The sequence below is a fragment of the Brevundimonas sp. genome, assembly GCF_016463295.1.
Lineage (GTDB): Bacteria > Pseudomonadota > Alphaproteobacteria > Caulobacterales > Caulobacteraceae > Brevundimonas.
This window is the reverse complement of sequence record NZ_JAEMRO010000001.1, coordinates 35,943-53,520: the sequence shown is the minus strand read 5'-3', so window position 1 is coordinate 53,520 and position 17,578 is coordinate 35,943. Positions and strand designations below refer to the sequence as shown.

15 protein-coding genes are annotated in these 17,578 nt (G+C 66.3%); 5 read left to right on the top strand and 10 right to left on the bottom strand.

Translation table 11 applies throughout. From position 1 onward, the window contains the following. Positions 1 to 34: 34 nt before the first annotated feature. From JHC81_RS00260 to folK, 3 genes are all read right to left on the bottom strand, one after another. Positions 35 to 2,221: a bifunctional (p)ppGpp synthetase/guanosine-3',5'-bis(diphosphate) 3'-pyrophosphohydrolase gene (locus tag JHC81_RS00260; protein ID WP_292169319.1), complete on the bottom strand. Its 2,187-nt coding sequence runs from the start codon at positions 2,219 to 2,221 to the stop codon at positions 35 to 37. Between the two features lie 98 nt (positions 2,222 to 2,319). Beyond that, positions 2,320 to 2,679 carry a DNA-directed RNA polymerase subunit omega gene (rpoZ, locus tag JHC81_RS00255; RefSeq protein WP_292169318.1) on the bottom strand — a complete coding sequence of 120 codons (360 nt, stop codon included), beginning with the start codon at positions 2,677 to 2,679 and terminating at the stop codon, positions 2,320 to 2,322. An 85-nt stretch (positions 2,680 to 2,764) separates the two neighbouring features. Then, positions 2,765 to 3,277, bottom strand: a complete 513-nt coding sequence (gene folK, locus JHC81_RS00250) for a 2-amino-4-hydroxy-6-hydroxymethyldihydropteridine diphosphokinase (RefSeq protein WP_292169317.1) — start codon at positions 3,275 to 3,277, stop codon at positions 2,765 to 2,767. Between the two features lie 72 nt (positions 3,278 to 3,349). On the opposite strand from folK, the gene JHC81_RS00245 reads away from it, so the two are divergent. Continuing rightward, positions 3,350 to 3,991: a uracil-DNA glycosylase gene (locus tag JHC81_RS00245; protein ID WP_292169315.1), complete on the top strand. Its 642-nt coding sequence runs from the start codon at positions 3,350 to 3,352 to the stop codon at positions 3,989 to 3,991. On the opposite strand, the gene smpB is transcribed toward JHC81_RS00245, so the two are convergent. Then, positions 3,988 to 4,458, bottom strand: coding sequence for an SsrA-binding protein SmpB (gene smpB, locus JHC81_RS00240; protein ID WP_292169314.1), 471 nt, complete (start codon positions 4,456 to 4,458; stop codon positions 3,988 to 3,990). The genes JHC81_RS00245 and smpB overlap by 4 nt on opposite strands. Beyond that, complete coding sequence (gene dapA / locus JHC81_RS00235; protein ID WP_292169312.1) at positions 4,458 to 5,342, bottom strand: 4-hydroxy-tetrahydrodipicolinate synthase; 885 nt, start codon at positions 5,340 to 5,342, stop codon at positions 4,458 to 4,460. The genes smpB and dapA overlap by 1 nt, the downstream gene beginning before the upstream one ends. 108 nt (positions 5,343 to 5,450) lie before the next feature. Here dapA and JHC81_RS00230 point away from each other — a divergent pair, with 108 nt between their 5' ends. After that, entirely contained in the window at positions 5,451 to 7,535 is a 2,085-nt protein-coding gene (locus tag JHC81_RS00230; protein WP_292169310.1) for a lytic transglycosylase domain-containing protein, read from the top strand. Here the strand turns inward: JHC81_RS00230 and JHC81_RS00225 are convergent. Genes JHC81_RS00225 through JHC81_RS00210 form a run of 4 tightly spaced genes read right to left on the bottom strand, consistent with a single transcriptional unit; the run spans position 7,487 to position 10,675 of the window. Further along, the gene (locus tag JHC81_RS00225) at positions 7,487 to 8,281 is read right to left on the bottom strand and encodes an ABC transporter ATP-binding protein (RefSeq protein ID WP_292169308.1); all 795 of its coding nucleotides are present in this window, start codon (positions 8,279 to 8,281) and stop codon (positions 7,487 to 7,489) included. The genes JHC81_RS00230 and JHC81_RS00225 overlap by 49 nt on opposite strands. Further along, complete coding sequence (locus JHC81_RS00220; protein ID WP_292169306.1) at positions 8,278 to 9,258, bottom strand: iron ABC transporter permease; 981 nt, start codon at positions 9,256 to 9,258, stop codon at positions 8,278 to 8,280. Before JHC81_RS00220 ends, JHC81_RS00225 begins: the two co-directional genes overlap by 4 nt. Beyond that, positions 9,255 to 10,052, bottom strand: coding sequence for an ABC transporter substrate-binding protein (locus JHC81_RS00215; RefSeq protein WP_292169305.1), 798 nt, complete (start codon positions 10,050 to 10,052; stop codon positions 9,255 to 9,257). The genes JHC81_RS00220 and JHC81_RS00215 overlap by 4 nt, the downstream gene beginning before the upstream one ends. After that, positions 10,049 to 10,675: a TetR/AcrR family transcriptional regulator gene (locus tag JHC81_RS00210; protein ID WP_292169304.1), complete on the bottom strand. Its 627-nt coding sequence runs from the start codon at positions 10,673 to 10,675 to the stop codon at positions 10,049 to 10,051. Before JHC81_RS00210 ends, JHC81_RS00215 begins: the two co-directional genes overlap by 4 nt. A gap of 109 nt (positions 10,676 to 10,784) precedes the next feature. Between JHC81_RS00210 and JHC81_RS00205 the strand changes: the two genes are divergently transcribed. Genes JHC81_RS00205 through JHC81_RS00195 form a run of 3 tightly spaced genes read left to right on the top strand, consistent with a single transcriptional unit; the run spans position 10,785 to position 14,021 of the window. Further along, on the top strand, positions 10,785 to 12,284 hold the full coding sequence (locus tag JHC81_RS00205) for a glycosyltransferase family 2 protein (RefSeq protein ID WP_292169303.1): 1,500 nt from the start codon (positions 10,785 to 10,787) through the stop codon (positions 12,282 to 12,284). Next, on the top strand, positions 12,256 to 13,146 hold the full coding sequence (locus JHC81_RS00200) for a class I SAM-dependent methyltransferase (RefSeq protein ID WP_292169300.1): 891 nt from the start codon (positions 12,256 to 12,258) through the stop codon (positions 13,144 to 13,146). The genes JHC81_RS00205 and JHC81_RS00200 overlap by 29 nt, the downstream gene beginning before the upstream one ends. Further along, positions 13,143 to 14,021, top strand: a complete 879-nt coding sequence (locus JHC81_RS00195; protein ID WP_292169296.1) for an RNA methyltransferase — start codon at positions 13,143 to 13,145, stop codon at positions 14,019 to 14,021. Before JHC81_RS00200 ends, JHC81_RS00195 begins: the two co-directional genes overlap by 4 nt. Here JHC81_RS00195 and dnaE read toward each other — a convergent pair. Continuing rightward, complete coding sequence (gene dnaE / locus JHC81_RS00190; RefSeq protein WP_292169294.1) at positions 13,949 to 17,455, bottom strand: DNA polymerase III subunit alpha; 3,507 nt, start codon at positions 17,453 to 17,455, stop codon at positions 13,949 to 13,951. The genes JHC81_RS00195 and dnaE overlap by 73 nt on opposite strands. Positions 17,456 to 17,578 lie beyond the last annotated feature (123 nt).

Below are 17,578 nucleotides of genomic sequence, written 5' to 3'. Positions count from 1 at the left end.
ATCGTCATAGCGAGCGTTGCCGCGCCGTCCAAGCCTATCCCCGCGCCCGCTCGACCGTATCGACCGCCGGATTGGCGCGCAGCGCGGCCATCAGCAGGGTGGCGTGTTTGGCGTCCTCGACCTCCACGTCGATGTCGACGTCGAAGAAGTCCTGCTGGCGGTGGCTCATGACCAGATTCAGGATGTTTCCGCCCGCCTCGCCGATCAGGGTGGCGACCTGGCCCAGGACGCCGGGTGCGTTTTGGATGGTGGCGCGGATGCGCGCCGATGCCACAGCCCCCTGCTCGGCCTGAGGGGTCCATTGAAGGTCCTGCCAGACCGAATCGTCGTCGGCAAAGTCCGCCAGCTTCTGGCAATCGATGGTGTGGACCGTCAGCCCGGCCTCCGGCTCCAGGATCCCGACGATGCGGTCGCCCGGCACCGGCGAACAGCAGTGGCCGAAGTGGATGCTGACACCCGGCGTCAGTCCGCCGCCGCGCACGAACAACCGCGCCTGATCGTCGGCGATCCGCTTGCGGTCCGGCCCGGCCTTGAGACGCCCCTTCAGTGCGGGGAACAGGGTCTCGCCAACCTTGGCCGCCGACAGCCGTCCACGACCGATCGCCTCGAACAGGTCGTCATCGGACATAAACCCCAGCGTCTCCCGCACCGGGGCCAGGGACACCTCCGCCGCCGTCTTGCCTGCGCGCGACAGGGTCTGTTCGAAGGTCGTCCGGCCCAGCTTCTGGAATTCACCGCGCTCGGAGGTGCGGATATGCCGGCGAATGGCCGATCGCGCGCGCCCGGTCACCGTCAGGGAGCGCCAGTCGACCGGGATTTCCCGCTTGGCTCCCCGCACGATCTCGACGACGTCGCCGTTCTGAAGCTGCGTCCGCATCGGCTTCAGCTCGCCGTTGATCTTGACGCCCACCGCCGTGTCGCCGACCTCGGTGTGTACGGCATAGGCGAAATCCAGCGCCATACCGCCGCGTGGCAGGGTGATCAGCGACCCTTTGGGCGTGAAGACGAAGACCTGCTCCAGATACATCTCCAGCTTGGCGTGTTCGACCCAGTCCTCGCCGCCCTCGCCATGCTCGATGACCTGCACGAGGTGACGCAGATTCTGCAGGGGGTCGCGCCCGCCGTCCGCCTCCATGGCTTCCTTGTCGAAGCCATAAGACTTGTTCTTGTAGGCCCAGTGCGCGGCCACCCCGTCCTCGGCTACGCGGTCCATGGCCTCGGTCCGCAGCTGCATCTCGATCCGCAGGCCGGACGGTCCCACGACCGTCGTGTGCAGGCTGCGATAGTTGTTAGACTTGGGTGTGGAGATGAAATCCTTGAACCGCTCGGGCACCATCGGCCAGGCCCGGTGGATGATCCCCAGAGCGCGGTAGCAGTCGTCTTCGGCTTCCACGATCACCCGGAAGCCATAGATGTCGGACAGTGAGGAAAAGCCCACCGACTTGCGCTGCAGCTTGCGCCAGATCGAATAGGGCGTCTTCTGGCGGCCATAGACCTTGGCCTTGACCCCACCCTCCTGAAGAACCCGCTCCACCTCGCGCGATACGCCCTCGATGGCGCGACCATGCTCCAGCTTCAACGCTTCAAGGCGCCGCTCGATGGCCGTTCGGGCGGTCGGGTTCAGATGCTCGAACGCCAGCTCTTCCAGCTCGGACGCGATCGAATGAATGCCGATCGACCGGCCCAGCGGCGCATAGACTTCGAGCGTCTCGCGGCTGATCCGCTCGCGCTTCTCCGGCTTGACGTATTTCAGCGTCCGCATGTTGTGCAGACGGTCGGCCAGCTTGACCAGCAGGACGCGCACGTCCTTGGAAATGGCCAGGATGAATTTGCGCAGGTTCTCCGCCTGGCGCGTGTGCTCGGCTTGAAGCTCCAGCCGGCTCAGCTTGGTCACGCCCTCGACCAGGACTGCGATCTCCTCGCCGAACATGGCCGCGATGTCGTCGCGCGTGGCCGAGGTGTCCTCGACCACATCGTGTAGCAGGGCCGTCACGATGGTGGCGGTGTCGAGCCTGTAGTCGGTCAGTATGCCTGCGACCTGGATCGGATGGGCGAAATAGGGATCGCCGCTGGCCCGCAGCTGGGAGCCATGCATCTTCATCGCATAGACATAGGCGCGGTTCAGCAGCTGCTCGTCGGCAGTGGGGTCATAGGCGCGGACCGCCTCCACCAGCTCGAATTGACGAAGCACCCGGGCCTTGGGCTCGGATGCTTCCTTCACCGGACGGGCTCCGTCCGGGTCGTTCAGATTGGCAGCTTGCAGCGGCGGGGCGGACTGCCGCGCCGGCAGGATGGTGATACCGTTGGCGGGTTCGGCCGTCAGTACCGCTCCTCCTGGCCACCGTCGCGATCGCTTTGCAGCGCACGGATCAGTTCAGCTTCGGCCATGTTCATGTGCTGCGGCTCGGCCAGCAGACCGACAATCTCGGCCTCGTCTTCGGCTTCGGTGCGCTCATCGACACGTTGCAGGGTGACGATGATGGTCTCGGTCATGTCGTCCGGAACGACCTTGTCCTCGGCGATTTCACGCAGGGCGACGACGGGGTTCTTGTCGTTGTCGCGGTCGATCATCAGAGGCGCGCCATTGGCGATGTTGCGGGCACGGTGACCGGCCAGCAGGACCAGACCGAAACGGTTCGGCACCTTTTCGATGCAGTCTTCGACGGTTACGCGGGCCATTCAAAATCCTCGGGCGGCAATCAGAACCGCACAAAATAGAGTGTTGAGCCTGATTGTGCAACGCCACATGGGCAGCAATACGGCGTCAGACGGCTCGCGCGTCCCGACCGACGGTCGTGGCGTCCACCAGATCGACCGCCCTGCCCCCGTGCGGATGCTCCCAGTCCGGGGCGATCTCGGCCAGCGGCCCCATGACGAAGCGCCTTTCCGCCGCCCGCGGATGAGGCAGGATCAGGCCGTTCAGGTCTCCACTCAGCCGGCCGTAGGCGATCAGATCCAGATCGAGGGTTCGTGGTGCATTCTGCTGGTGGCGCTGGCGGCCAAAGGCTTCCTCTATCCGCCCAAGCGCCTGCATCAGGCCGTGCGGGTCGTGGTCGCTGCGCACGATGACGACGCCGTTCAGGAATGGTGGATCGGTGGGGTCTGGCCAGGCCAGCGACGACCACCAGGACGATCGGGCCAGCACATCGATGCCCTCGGCCCGGAACCGCGCCAGCGCCGCCTCCAGCGCCTCGCGGCAGTCGCGCCAGACGCCGCAGTCGTTGCAGCCAAGCGCCACGATCACCGCTTCATCCAGAGGGCCGTCATAGCGTTCCATCCACACACCCTACTCCAATCGCAGACATTGCGGGAGTGTGACGCCGTGCAGGCTCAGTGTATTCAGCGACCGATGAGCCCCTTCCCGCCCGAACCGCCCCGCGACTGCCCGCTATGCCCCCGCCTGGTCGCCTACAGGGCTGAGAATCAGGCCGCGCATCCCGACTGGTGGAACGGCCCGGCGCCGTCGTTCGGCGATCCGAAGGCGAGGTTGCTGATCGCGGGACTGGCCCCCGGCCGGACCGGAGCCAACCGTACGGGTCGGCCTTTCACCGGCGATGGGGCGGGGATCATCCTGTACGAGACGCTGAAGAAGACCGGCTTCGCGCGCGGCCATTACGATCCGGACGGGAATGACGATCTGGAACTGGTCGATTGCATGATCACCAATGCCGTCCGTTGCGCCCCGCCGCTGAACAAGCCTTTGCCGGTCGAAGAGGCGACCTGCCGCCCCTTTTTGAAGGCCCGCCTGGCCCAACTGCCCCGGCTGAAGGTTATCGTCACCCTGGGCGACGTCTCGCGTCGCAGCATCCTGAAGACCCTGGGCCTGCCCGGCACCGCCATCCCGCCGGGCCACGGTGTCGAGGGTCAGGTCGCGGGCTACACCCTGATCAACAGCTACCACTGCTCGCGCCTGAACACGAACACGGGACGGCTTACAGCGGCGATGTTCGAGGAAATTTTCGAGCGGGCGAAGGCGGCGATCGACGCTTAGCCCCGCTCCTTCATCAGACGCGCCTTGTCCCGTGCCCAGTCACGATCTGCTGTCGCCTGACGTTTGTCGTGCAGCTTCTTGCCCTTGGCCATGGCGATCTCGATCTTGGCCTTGCCGGCCTCGTTCAGATACAGCCGCACCGGGATGATGGTCTGGCCGTCACGCTGGACGGCACCGATCATGCGGTCGATCTGTTTGCGGTGCAGCAGCAGGCGGCGCGGGCGCCGCGGTTCGTGGTTGAAGCGATTGGCCTGTTTGTACGGCGGGATGTCGGCGTTGATCAGCACCAGATCCCGGCCCTCGGGCGAGACATAGCTTTCGGCGATATTGGCCCGCCCGTCGCGCAGGGCCTTGATCTCGGTGCCCAGCAGCTGGATCCCGGCCTCGACGAAATCCTCCAGGAAATAATCGAACTTGGCCCGCCGGTTCTCGGCCAGCAGCTTGGTCTTGGGTTTCTCGGCCGCCATCAGCCGACGCCCGCATCCGCCATGGCGCGGTCGATGGCGGGCTTGACCGCGTCTGCGGTCAGGGAGAGGGGCAGGCGCACCTCCTCGGTGCACAGGCCCAGCTTCGCCAAGGCGTATTTCGTCGGTGACGGCGAGTTGTCGAGGAAAAGGGCCTTGTGCAGGCCGATCAGACGATCCTGCCAGTCCCGCGCCTTGGCCGCATCACCCGACATCGCTGCCTTGTGCAGCGCCACCATGGCCTCGGGCGCGACGTTGGAGGCGACCGAAATCAACCCGACCCCGCCATAGGCCAGATAGCCCAGATAGCTGGGGTCATCGCCCGAGATCAGGTCGAACTGCCCGTCGATGTTGGCATGCATCCAGCTGACCCGGCTCATGTCGCCGGTGGCGTCCTTGATGCCGACAATGTTCGGATGCTTCGCCAGCCGCGCCACCGTCTCATTGGCCAGATCGATGCCGGTCCGGCCCGGCACATTGTACAGCAGGATCGGCAACTGGACCGCATCCGCGATCGCCTCGAAATGCGCCGCCAATCCGGCCTGCGACGGGCGAATGTAGTAGGGTGTCACGACAAGCGCGCCGTCTGCCCCGACCGTCTTGGCATGGCGAGCCAGGTCGATGGCTTCCTTGGTGTAGGGCGAGCCCGTGCCCGCGATCACCCGCACCCGTCCGGCGACCAGTCGCACGCATAGATCGATCACATGCTTGTGCTCGTCCAGGTCCATGCTGGCCCCCTCGCCGGTCGTGCCCATGGGCACGACGCCATCGACGCCGGCGGCGATCTGGCGCTCGATCAGGGTGGCGAAGGCGGCTTCGTCCACGTTTCCGTCACGAAGAGGTGTGATCAGGGCGGTGATCACGCCCTTGAACAAAGGGGCGGTCATTGAAACGATGGTCCTGCGAGGAAGTGACGGCACACGCCGACAGCGGGCGCAAAGGGTAGGTTGCCGGTCGCCTGATCGCAACCACGACGCATGAGGATAAGACACGGCATGATGATGACCTCCCTGGCAGCTGCGCTGGCCCTTCTCGGCCCCGCTCCCGAAGCCTTGCTGCCACAGGCGGTTCCCTACACGTCGGTGGCCCCGAACGTCAGCAATCAGCCGCGCGTGCTGGACGATCAGGACACAGCACTTTTCCGCCAAGGCCTGGCCGCCGCCCGCGCCCGTGATGTCGTCGGCGCCCGCAGTGCCGCCGCCGGTATTCGCGATTCGGCGGGGCGCAAGCTGATCGAATGGGCCCTGCTCGATACCTCGGCCTCACAGATGGGGTTCAGCGATCTGGCCGTCGCCGATTCGACCTTCGCCGGCTGGCCCCGCAGCGACAGCCGCCGCGCCGCGACCGAGCGGGCCCTGGACGGTGGCTATGCCAGCGCCGAGGCGACCCTGCGTCTGTTCGCCCAGACTCCGCCGTCCACGGTACAAGGGGCCATCGCCCTCGCCGGAGCCTATGAGCAGACCGGTCGCCGTGACGAGGCACAGGCGTTGATCCGCGACTGGTGGCGCACCCGCTCGTTCGACGACGCCAGCCAGAGCCGCATCCTGGGCCGCTGGAGTGGATGGCTGAACCAGGGCGACCACGATGCCCGCCTGACCATGCTGCTGTCCGGTCCGCACGGCCCGGCAACGCGGGCGATGATCGCTCTGGCTTCGCCCGAGCGCCAGTCGGTCGCCAACGCCGTCCTGGCCCTGCGCACGGCTTACAGCCCCGACGCCCTGGTGGCCTCGCTAAGCCCCTCGCAGGCACGCGATCCGAACATCGTGCTGGAGCGGGTCCGCATTCTGCGCTCGCAGAATCGTCAGTCCGAGGGTTTTGCCCTGCTGTCCGCCCTGCCCCCGGCTCCCTCGCATACCGAGGGCCAGAACACGCTGTGGAGCGAACGGCGCAACTATTTCCTGGATGCCCTTCAGGTCCGCAACTGGCAGGCGGCCTATGACGCCATGAACGGCCACGCCTTCCCCTCCGGAGAGCGCAAGGTCGATGCGGAGTTCTTCGCCGGCTGGGTCGCCCTGACCAAGCTGAATGACCCAGCGCGGGCCGCACGTCATTTCGAGGTCCTGCGCCAGTCATCGGCCACCCCGATCACGCAAGGGCGCGCCCTCTACTGGCTGGGTCGCGCCGCCGAGGCCAACGGCAACACGCCCATGGCCATCGAATACTATCAAGCAGGCTCCCGCCACATCCAGACCTTCTATGGCCAGCTGGCCGCCGAGAAGGCCGGTCAGACGACCCTGACCCTGCCCGGCGACCCGGACCCGACCCAGGCCGAGATCGCGGCCTTCGAAGCCAATGACATGGTCCGCGCCATGCGCATCCTGGGCGAGACGGGCGAGACCAGCCTGTTCCGCGTCTTTGCCTATCAGCTGGACGATACTCTACCCACGGCGGGCGACCTGGCCCTGCTGATGGACCTGTCGCGCAACTATGGTGAGGGTTTCACCGCCATGATGGTCGGCCGCGCCGCCAGCCAGCGCGGCTTCCTGATGCCCGAGCGCCAGTATCCCGTCCGCCTGCCGCCGCCCGTCGCCGGTGCCGCACCGCTGGAGTTCACCCTGGCGATCACCCGCCAGGAATCCAGCTTCGACCCGATGGCGCGCTCGGGCGCGAATGCCCGCGGCATGATGCAGTTCGTTCCCGGCACCGGCCGCGCCGTCGCCCGCCAGCTGGGCCTGCCCTACAGCGACGAGCGGCTGTACGACCCGGACTTCAACATGACTCTGGGCAGCTTCCACCTCGGCGACCTGACCAACAACTTCAACGGCTCGTGGTTGCTGACGACCGTTGGCTACAACGCCGGTCCGGCCCGCCCGCCCCAGTGGGTCGCGCGCTGTGGCGATCCGCGTGCCGGTCAGGTCGATCCGGTCGATTTCATTGAGTGCGCCCCCTTCACCGAAACGCGCAACTACATGATGCGGGTGATGGAAAACATGTCGGTCTACAAGGCCCGACTGAACGGCGGCTCTGCGCCCCTGACCCTATCGCAGGACCTGCGTCGCGGCACACCGCGCGGCTCGGCCCAGCCCTATACCTATGTCGGTGCGGGCGAGTTCACACCTACCGAGGAACCATCCGAGTAGCGGCTCTGGATCAGTAGCGGCCCGTCCGGCCCGTCGATCCAGCGAGCAGACAGGCCGAAAACCTCGGCCATGATGTCCGGTGTAAGGGACTGGGTCGGTGCTGCATCAGCCACGGCCCGGCCCTGATGCATGACGATGACGCGGTCGGCATACCGCGCAGCGAGCCCCAGATCATGCAGGCTGACCAGCACCGCCTGCCCCACCCTGGCGCGTGTCCGCAGCAGGTCCAGCACCATCAACTGAGCGTCCGGATCCAGCCCCGCTATCGGCTCGTCGACCAGCAGAGCCTGGCTTTGCGTCGCCAGAGCACGTGCCAGCAAAACGCGCGCCCGCTCGCCACCCGACATCTCGGCCACGCCGCGATCTGCCAGATGATCGGCCTCCACCGCTTTCAGCGCTGCGTGGGCGTTCGACAGAGCCTCGGGGGGCGGCAGGAACGGTACTCCCAGTGCCGCGACCTCTACCGCCGGCATGTTCCAGGCAATGCGTCGCTCTTGGGGAAGGTAAGCCGCCGCCGCCGCGCGGGCCCGAGGGCTGAGGCTCTCGATTGTCTTGTCGCCGAGAAGCGCCCGACCAGCGGACAGCGGCAGCAGACCCGCAAGTGCGCGAATGGCGCTCGACTTGCCCGCGCCGTTGGGGCCGACGAGAGCGACCAGTTCACCCTTCCGCACTGTCAGCGATACCGCCTCCAGTACCGCCCGGTTTCCCAGCCGGACCGTCGCCTGCTCCAGAACCAGAGCCGTCACAGCCGCCACTCCCGCGCGGCCCGCCAGGCGATCAGGGCGAACAACGGCGCACCCACCAGGGCCGTGAAGACGCCCAGCTTCAACTCCTGATCCGTGGGTGTCATCCGGGCCAGCAGGTCCGCGACCACCAGCATCAGTCCGCCTGTCAGGGACGAGGGCAGCAAAACCCGCCCCGGATCGCCCCTGACCAGTGTCCGCACCAGATGTGGTGCTGCCAAGCCGACGAAGCCGATGACCCCCGCCACCGCCACGGCCGCGCCCGTCGCCAGAGCCGCCGCCAGCAGGGCCAGCAACCTCAATCGCGCCATTGGCAGGCCTGACGTCCGCGCCGTCTCCTCACCCAGGCTCAGCATCCGCAGGCCCGGTGCCGCCATCTTCGCCAGTACGCCCGACAGGAACACCGCCGGCGTTACCCAGGCGACGTCGATCCAGCTGCGGTTCTGCACCGAACCCAGCAGCCAGCTCATGACCTCGGCCGTCGCGATTGGAGACGGCGACAGGTTGAAGATCAGCGCCGTCCCGGCACCCGCAAAACTGGACAGAGCAACCCCGAACAAAATCAGGGCCTCTGGCGACCTGACCCTCGCCGAAAACAAGATCAGCAGCCCTCCCGCTAGGCCCGCCCCGGTCAGGGCCGATATCTCGACAGCACCCGGCACCGCCTCTGCGCCGGCGACAATCGCCAGGGCCGCGCCCAGGGCTGCTACGGCCGACACACCCAGCACCCCGGGGTCTGCCAGCGGATTGCGCAGCAACCCCTGCATGACCGCACCGGCCAGCCCCAGCGCCGCCCCGACCATCAAGGCCGTAGCCACGCGCGGCGCGCGAACCTGCCACAGAACCTCGGCGGGCCCCGATGTCGGGTCGGTGAGGGCCAAATGCCACTGCTCGGCATCGAACAGGCTTTCACCCAGACAGATACCCAAGGCCGCCGCCGCGGCAATCAACAGACCCAGGCCCCACAGCAGACGGCTCATCGCCCCTCACTGGCCATCACGGCGGCATCGGCGGCAAACCAGGCCGGACATGTGAGGGCCGACGCCGGCAGCCGTGCCGCGACCCTACCCTTCGCGGCCCTCTGAACGACCGGATGCCTTCCCGGCCCACGCCAGTCGGAGCGAAACAGGTCGAAGAAGCCCAGAATGAATCGCTTCGGCGGCGAGAGGGCCATCCGCTCCAGGCTCACGGGCGCATAGCCGGGGGATGTCGCCAGATTGGCAAATCCGGCGGCCGTCAGGATCGCATCCACCAGCGTCCCCTTGCCGGCCGTGAACCCCCCAGGTGTCAGATAGAAAGCCGATGACCTCGCCTGCCCAGACGCGGGCCGGGCCTCGTCCAGCCGCTCATCCATCGAAACGACAAGCGCATCTCCCCTGCGGCGCTCACCCAGGCCCTCGGCCACCTTGATGACGTTCGCCCGCACACCCTCCAGGGTCGTCGCATCGTCGATGGTCAGCACCCTCACGCCACGACGCTCCAGGGCGGCCAGCAGCCGCGGCTCCCCGCCCCAGTAACGCACCACCACGTCCGGCTTAAACGCGATCGCGGCCTCCAGCGTCGGCCGGACCTGACGATGTGGCGAGGCTTCTGCACGCATCCAAGAGTCGGGATCGTCGGCCCGCGGCGACAAGGCCAGTGTGGCATCCGGTGCCAGCGCCATTGCATACTGGTCCCCACACTGGTCAAGCGACATGACCCGCAGCGGTCGCGCCTCGGCAGATCCCGCGATCAGCACGCCTGCCGCGACGACTACGGCTCCGAATAGCCTCACGGTTTCAGCAACCCAATGAACAGGGCGTCCAGCAGAGTATCGATCAGATGCTCCCGATCGACCCAATCGAAATAGGGCTTGGTGATCATCAGCGACACGACCCCATGCGCCCCGGCCCACAGGGCCTGGGCTGTCGGACGCGGGTCGCCGCGCAGCCGACCCTCCGCCGCCGCCTCTTCCACCACCCGCACGAAGGCACCGAACAGCTCATGGCCCAGGCTTTGGGCCACACTCTGCGCCTGCTGCGCTTCAAGGGGGCGCGTCATATAGACGAGGCGATAGGCATTGGGGTTTTCAAAGCCGAACCGTACATAGGACTGCATCAACCGCCGCATCCGTTGCTCCGGCGTGCCAGGCTCTTCCAGCACCGCCCGGTTCATGACCAGCAGTTGCTCGAAGGCGCGCTCGCAGATTTCGTGCAGGATCTCGCTCTTGTCCGAGAAGTGCATGTAAAGGGCCGTCGAGGACAGTCCGACTTCGTCGGCGATCTTGCGGATCGTCGCGCCTTCATAGCCGTGATCCACGAATATACGCTCGGCCGCCGCCAGGATTTCCGCGCGACGGGCATGCCCCTCGCCCTTCGGCTTGCGTTGCGAGCGGGCATTGGAAGCGGACAAGGTCAAACGGACACTCCGGAGCGAGCCTGCTGAATAGCGGCAATCGCACCATTCCGCCAATCGCCTGGTTGGTCACCCGCTTGCCCCGCCCGGGTCACCGCGCTACCCGTTCAGGATGGAGCGGGCGGGGGTCAGCAACCTGAAGACGGCAGACGGCACCGGCGCGACCATCGAACGCCCTGTGCGGGAGAGCGCGGCCCTGCGTGCGCTCACTATTGATCAGTGGCTTTTGCTCGTCGCCTCCACCACTGCGCTTGTTGTCGGCCTGTATGTAGCTCCCGATGCCGTGGGCACAGCGCTCATCGTCGGGGCCGCCGTTGCGTTTCTCGGTCTTGCGGTCTGGCGGCTCGCCTTGATCGTTGCCAGTGACCGTAGCGACGCCGTCGTGGCCGAGCTGCAGGTCTGGCCGCGCTATACGATCCTTGCCGCCCTGTACGACGAGACAGAGGTTCTGGAGCAGTTGGTCGAGCGGCTTGCCCAGATCGATTATCCCGCCGATCGACTTCAGGGCCTGTTGGTGCTCGAAGCCCACGATCACGACACCATCCAGGCGGCCCTGGACATGCCACGCCCGGACTGGCTCGACATCTTTATCGCGCCCCCCGGCGAGCCGCACACCAAGCCTCGCGCCTTGAATTGCGCCCTACCCTATGTGACCGGCGACCTGCTCACCGTCTATGACGCCGAGGACGATCCGGACCCTCTGCAACTCAAGGAGGCGGCGTCGCGGTTCGCGACCGACGACACGGGAAAACTGGCCTGTCTGCAGGCCCCTCTGCGTATTCGTCGCAAGCACAAGGGGTCAGGCGATGCGCCGTTTCTGAATCGCCAGTTTGCCGCCGAATACGCCGCCTTGTTCGAGACGGTTCTGCCGGGCATGGCGCGACTGGGACTACCGTTCCCTCTCGGCGGAACAAGCAATCATTTCCGGGTCGACGTACTGCGCGCTGTCGGCGGCTGGGACGCATTCAATGTCACCGAAGACGCCGATCTGGGCTTCAGATTGTGGCGCAAGGGCTGGCGGTTGGGCGTCATCTCTCGACCGACCTGGGAAACGCCGCCGGGCAATATTCGCAGCTGGCTGCCCCAGCGCACACGCTGGTTGAAGGGGTATATGCAGACCTGGGGCACCCACACCCGATGCGCCTGGGAACTTGGCCCGCGCGGTGTGTTCGCCTTGGTCGCCACCCTGGGGGCCGGCCTGGCCTCGGCGATTCTGCAGGGACCGGCGCTGGCGTGGTTCGCCGTTACCTTCGCCGTGTCCGCCATGGCGGGCCTCCCCCCTCTGACCCCGGCCCTGGCCTTGAGCGTCCTTGGCATCGGCACCGCCTCGGCCTGGCTCAGCTGCCTGATCGGCACGCGGCGGGCGGGGGTACCGTACACTGTCTTCGACATGCTGGCGGCACCCCTCTACTGGTCGCTCCTCAGCCTCGCCCTTGCCCACGCGGTCTGGAGGTTGATCCGCGAACCCTTCGCCTGGGACAAGACCGCTCACCGTCCGGATGTGCCTGCCGTCGACGGCACGGACCACGCGATCGACAGCGCAAGGCTGGACGAGGCCTTGCCTGTCCGCCTATCAGCGTCCCATGTCGCCGCGCCTGAACCCGTTACCTGAGACCCTCATCACCCGCGCCTGGGCGGACTATGCCCTGCTGGACAGCGGCGGCGGGCAAAAGCTGGAACGGTACGGCCCGCACACGGTCGTCCGACCAGAGCCGCAGTGCTTCTGGTCGCCGCGCGATCCCCTGGCTTTCGATCAGGCCACCGCCGTCTTCGATCCGACTGACGAGGATGAAAGCGGGCGCTGGCGTTTTGCCGGCAAGCCCATCGACAGCTTCCCGCTGGCCTGGCGCGACGTTCGCTTCACAAGCCGGTTCACCCCTTTCAGACACCTCGCCTTCTTTCCCGAGCAGGCGGCGAATTGGGAATGGCTGGATGCCAGGATCGGCAGCCTTCACAAGCCGCGCATCCTGAACCTGTTCGGCTACACCGGTGTTGCCTCCCTGGCCTGTGCGGCCGCGGGCGCCGAGGTCACCCATGTAGATGCCTCCAAGAAGTCGGTCGCCTGGGCCCGCGAGAATGCCGAGCTGTCCGGCCTGGCGGATCGCCCGATCCGCTGGATCGTGGAGGATGCGCGCAAATATGCCGCGCGCGAAGTCCGGCGTGGCGTCAAATACGACGGCATCATTCTGGACCCCCCAAAATACGGACGTGGGCCTACTGGCGAGGTCTGGCGGCTGTTCGAGGACCTGCCGGGACTGCTAGGGGATTGCGCCGCCCTTTTGTCGGACGATGCCTCCTTCCTCCTGCTCAACGCCTATGCCGCGCGGATTTCCGGCCTGTCGCTGGCGCATATGATGGCCGAGGCTATGGCGGATCGTGGCGGCACCATCGACTGGGGCGAACTGGCATTGGCCGAGGATGGTCCTGATGGCCGCGCGATCGGTCTCAGCTTTTTCGCGCGTTGGTCGGCATGAGCGACGACCGGCTGATCACCTCCCTGACCAATGACACCGTCAAGGCGGTCCGCGCCCTGCACATGCGCAAGGAGCGCGAGGCCACCGGCCGCTTTCTGGCCGAAGGGCTGAAGTTCATCGGTGAGGCGCTGGACCAGGGCCGCATCCCTCGCCTGCTTCTGGTCGGCATGGAGGCGCGCGAGCACCCGATCGTCGACCGCGCGAAGACCGAGACGCGCAGGGTCGGCGGCGAAGTCGTCGTCGTCACCCACCCCATCCTTGAAAAGATCAGCCGGCGGGACAATCCTCAGACCGTGCTTGGGGTCTTTGACCAGATTTACACGCCCCTTTCGGCCATCGACCCCGCTTCAGCCCCGGCCTGGGTCGCCTTGGAACAGGTGCGCGATCCCGGCAATCTGGGGACCATCATCCGTACGGCAGATTCCGCAGGATGCGGTGGGGTCATCCTGATCGGCGACTGCGTCGATCCGTTTTCGGTGGAGGCAGTGCGCGCGACCATGGGCTCGGTCTTCGCCGTCGCCATCGCGCGCGCCACCCCGGCGGAGTTTCTGGCCTGGCGGGAAACTTGGCCCGGCAGTGTGATCGGTACCCGGCTGGATGCGACCCACGGCTACCGCGAGGCCTTTCTCCAGCATCCAGCCCTGATCCTCATGGGCAATGAGCAGGCCGGGCTGACCGATGCGCTCGCGGCCGCCTGCGACGTCAACGTCAAGATCCCGATGCGGGGTCGGGCCGACAGCCTGAACCTGGCCGTCGCCACCGGCATCATGGTCTATGCGGTGACCGACGCGGTCTGGGCCGTTCAGGCATCCTCGAGCAGCACCACGCCGGGTGCGGATTTCAAGGCCCCACGCAGGGCTCCGTCCAGGCGATAGCGTCCAGGCAATTTCATCTCGATCTCGCGCCGCCCGGCCGACGGCGTGTCGATCGCGGCGATCAGGGCGACTTCACCGCCCTTGCCATTCGCCCTGGCCCGTTCCAGCCGGCTTTTCAGCGCGTCGACCACGTCTAAGGACTGCGCCGAAACATGCACTCTCAGACCCATGGCCCCGTCATCGATCAGGGTGTCCAGACGGCTGGCGTCATCGCCGAAGAAGCGCACCTCGCCGTCCGCGCTCTTGGCCCGCACCCGCACCATGATGGAGGCCCCGACCTCCAGTACCTCGCGGCATTTGCGCAGTTGTTCGGGCGGGAACAGACATTCGAACTCCCCAGTCGGATCGGAGAAGGTGACGAAGGCGAACTTTTCGCCCGACTTCGCGCTGGCCCGCTCCTGACGGCGGCGCACAACGCCCGCCATCATGAAGGCCTCGTGGCCGCTCTCGGCCAGGGCCGTGGCCTCGGCCACAAAGGTCACACGCTTGCGCTTGAGGGCCGCCGCCATGTCCTCCAGCGGGTGGCCGGACAGGTAGAAGCCGACGGCGGACAGTTCCTGATCCAGCCGCTCCGGCCCCATCCAGGGTTCGACGGGTTTGAGCCGAGGCCGCGCCGCGCCTGCCTGATCGCCGCCGAACAACGACACCTGCGACGACGCCCGCTCCGCCGCCACGCTCTGGCAATAGGCCATCAGGGTGTCGGCCTGTTCGACCAGCTGGCGGCGATTGGTGTGGAAGCTGTCGAAAGCCCCGGCACGCGCCAGATTCTCCAGCGCCCGTTTATTCACAAACTTCGGATCGACCCGTTCCAGGAAGTCGAAGATGTCGGTGAACCGCCCGCCGGTCTCGCGCACCTGCACCAGGTGTTTCATGGCCTCCAGCCCGACGTTGCGGATGGCCCCCAGGGCATACAGGACCGACCCGACCTTGGTGCCGTCCGCCTGTTCGTCCCAGGCCACATCGAAATCGGCGGAGGACCGGTTCACGTCCGGCGACTTCACCGGCACATCGAAGCGTCGGCAATCCTGATAGAAAACAGCCAGTTTGTCGGTATTGCTGAGATCGAGCGACATGGATGCCGCCATGAACTCGACCGGATGGGTCGCCTTCAGCCAGCCGGTCTGGAAGCTGATCAGGGCATAGGCGGCGGCGTGCGACTTGTTGAAACCGTAGCCCGCGAACTTGGCCACCAGATCGAAGATGGAGCCGGACTGTGCCTCGGGCACCCCCTTTTCGGACGCGCCCTTGACGAAGCGGGCCCGCTGGAAGTCCATCTCCTCCTTCTTCTTCTTGCCCATGGCGCGACGCAGCAGGTCGGCCTCGCCCAGCGAATAGCCCGCCAGGATCTGGGCGATCTTCATCACCTGTTCCTGATAGATGATGACGCCATAGGTCTCGGTCAGAACCTCGGTCAGGGTCGGATGCAGATAGTCAACCTCCTGCCGACCGAATTTCCGATCGATATAGGTGTCGATCATCTCCATCGGGCCGGGGCGATACAGCGAGATCAGCGCCGTGACCTCCTCGATGGAGCCACAGCGCATCTTACGCAGGGTGTCGCGCATGCCCTGGGATTCCAGCTGGAACACGCCCACGGTCTGCCCTGACGCCATCAGTTCATAGGTGGCGGGATCGTCCAGTGGCAGGGCGTTCCAGTCAGGCGCGGCCCCGCGACGCTCCAGATACTGACGCGCGCGATCCAGGACGGTCAGCGTCTTCAGGCCCAGGAAGTCGAACTTGACCAGACCGGCCGCCTCGACCCATTTCATGTTGAACTGGCTGGCCGGGATGGTCGAGCGCGGGTCCTGATACAGGGGGGCCAGTTCGACCAGCGGCCGGTCGCCGATCACGATACCGGCGGCATGGGTCGAGGCGTTGCGGTACAGCCCTTCCAGCTCCAGCGCGGTCGACAGCAGGGTCGCCACCGAGGCCTCATTGTCACGCGCCTCACGCAGGCGCGGCTCGATCTCGATGGCCTGGGCCAAGGTCACGGGATTGGCCGGGTTGGCCGGCACCATCTTGGCCAGGCGATCCACCTGGCCCAGCGGCATCTGCAACACCCGCCCGACGTCGCGCAGCACGGCCCGCGCCTGAAGCGTACCGAATGTGATGATCTGGGCGACCCGGTCGGAGCCATAGCGGTCCTGAACGTAGTCGATGACCTCCTCGCGCCGCTCCTGACAGAAGTCGATGTCGAAGTCGGGCATGGAGACCCGCTCGGGGTTCAGGAACCGCTCGAACAGCAGGCCAAACCGCAAGGGGTCCAGATCGGTGATCGTCAGGGCCCAGGCGACCAGCGACCCGGCTCCCGACCCCCGCCCCGGCCCGACCGGTATCCCATGCGTCTTGGCCCATTTGATGAAGTCCGACACGATCAGGAAATAGCCAGGGAAGCCCATCTGCTGGATGATCCCGACCTCCCATTCGAGACGAGTCCAGTAATCGACCTCGGGCGCAGCAGGCACGACCTGTTTCAGCCGCTCCTTCAACCCCTCGCGGGCCTGATGCATCAGTTCGTCGGGTTCCGACCGCCCCGCACCGGTGTCGAACCGCGGCAGGATAGGCGCGCGTGTGGGAGCCAGGAAGGCACAGCGCCGGGCGATGTCGATGGTGGTGTCACAGGCCTCGGGCAGGTCGGCGAACAGTTCGCGCATCGCCGCCGCCGGCTTGAACCAGTGCTCGCCCGTGATCTTTCGCCGGTCGTCCTGGCCGATGAAGGCCCCGTCGGCGATACACAGCAGGGCGTCATGCGACTTGGCCTGCGCCGCCTTACCATAGTGGACGTCATTGGTGGCCACCAGCGGCACGTCGTGCGCATAGGCCCAGTCGACCAGCCCGCGTTCGGCCTGCTGCTCGCTGGCCAGGCCGTGGCGTTGAAGCTCGACATAGAAACGGTCGCCGAACGCCGCCTGCATGGCCGACAGGGCCGCCTGGCCTTCAGCGACCTTGCCCTGGACGAACAGAGGATCAACCGGCCCGTCCGGCCCGCCCGACAGCAGCAACAGACCCTCGGAATGCGCGACAACCTTGTCCCAGGGTACGCTGGGCTCATCGGTAGCCCCCGCATCCAGAAACGCCGAAGACGACAGGGCCGACAGGTTCAGCCACCCGGCATTGTTCTGGACCAACAGCACGATGGTCGGCACCTTGGCCCAGCGCTGGTTGATCTGTCCGCCGATCCCGGTCACCGGCAGGGCGCATCCCAGGATCGGCTGGACGCCTGCGGCCTTGGCCCCCTCGCTGAACTCCAGCGCTCCAAACAGATTGGCTCTGTCCGCGACGCCGACGGCCGGCATGCCCGCGTCCGCCGCCAGGGTCGAGACCTTCCCCGCCTTGATCGCGCCTTCCAGCAGCGAATAGGCCGAACGGACCCTCAGATGGATGAACTGGGCAGAGGTCGTAGCGATGGCCTGGCTCTCCTTGAACAGGCCCATCTCACCGACTCACTGAATCAGATACGCGGCCTGCCAAGTCATCCAGACGAAGCCGCCGCACGACGCAAGCGACAGCATATCCCTCGTCCAACGTGCCATAATCTTGTCCCCAGATTGAATGTT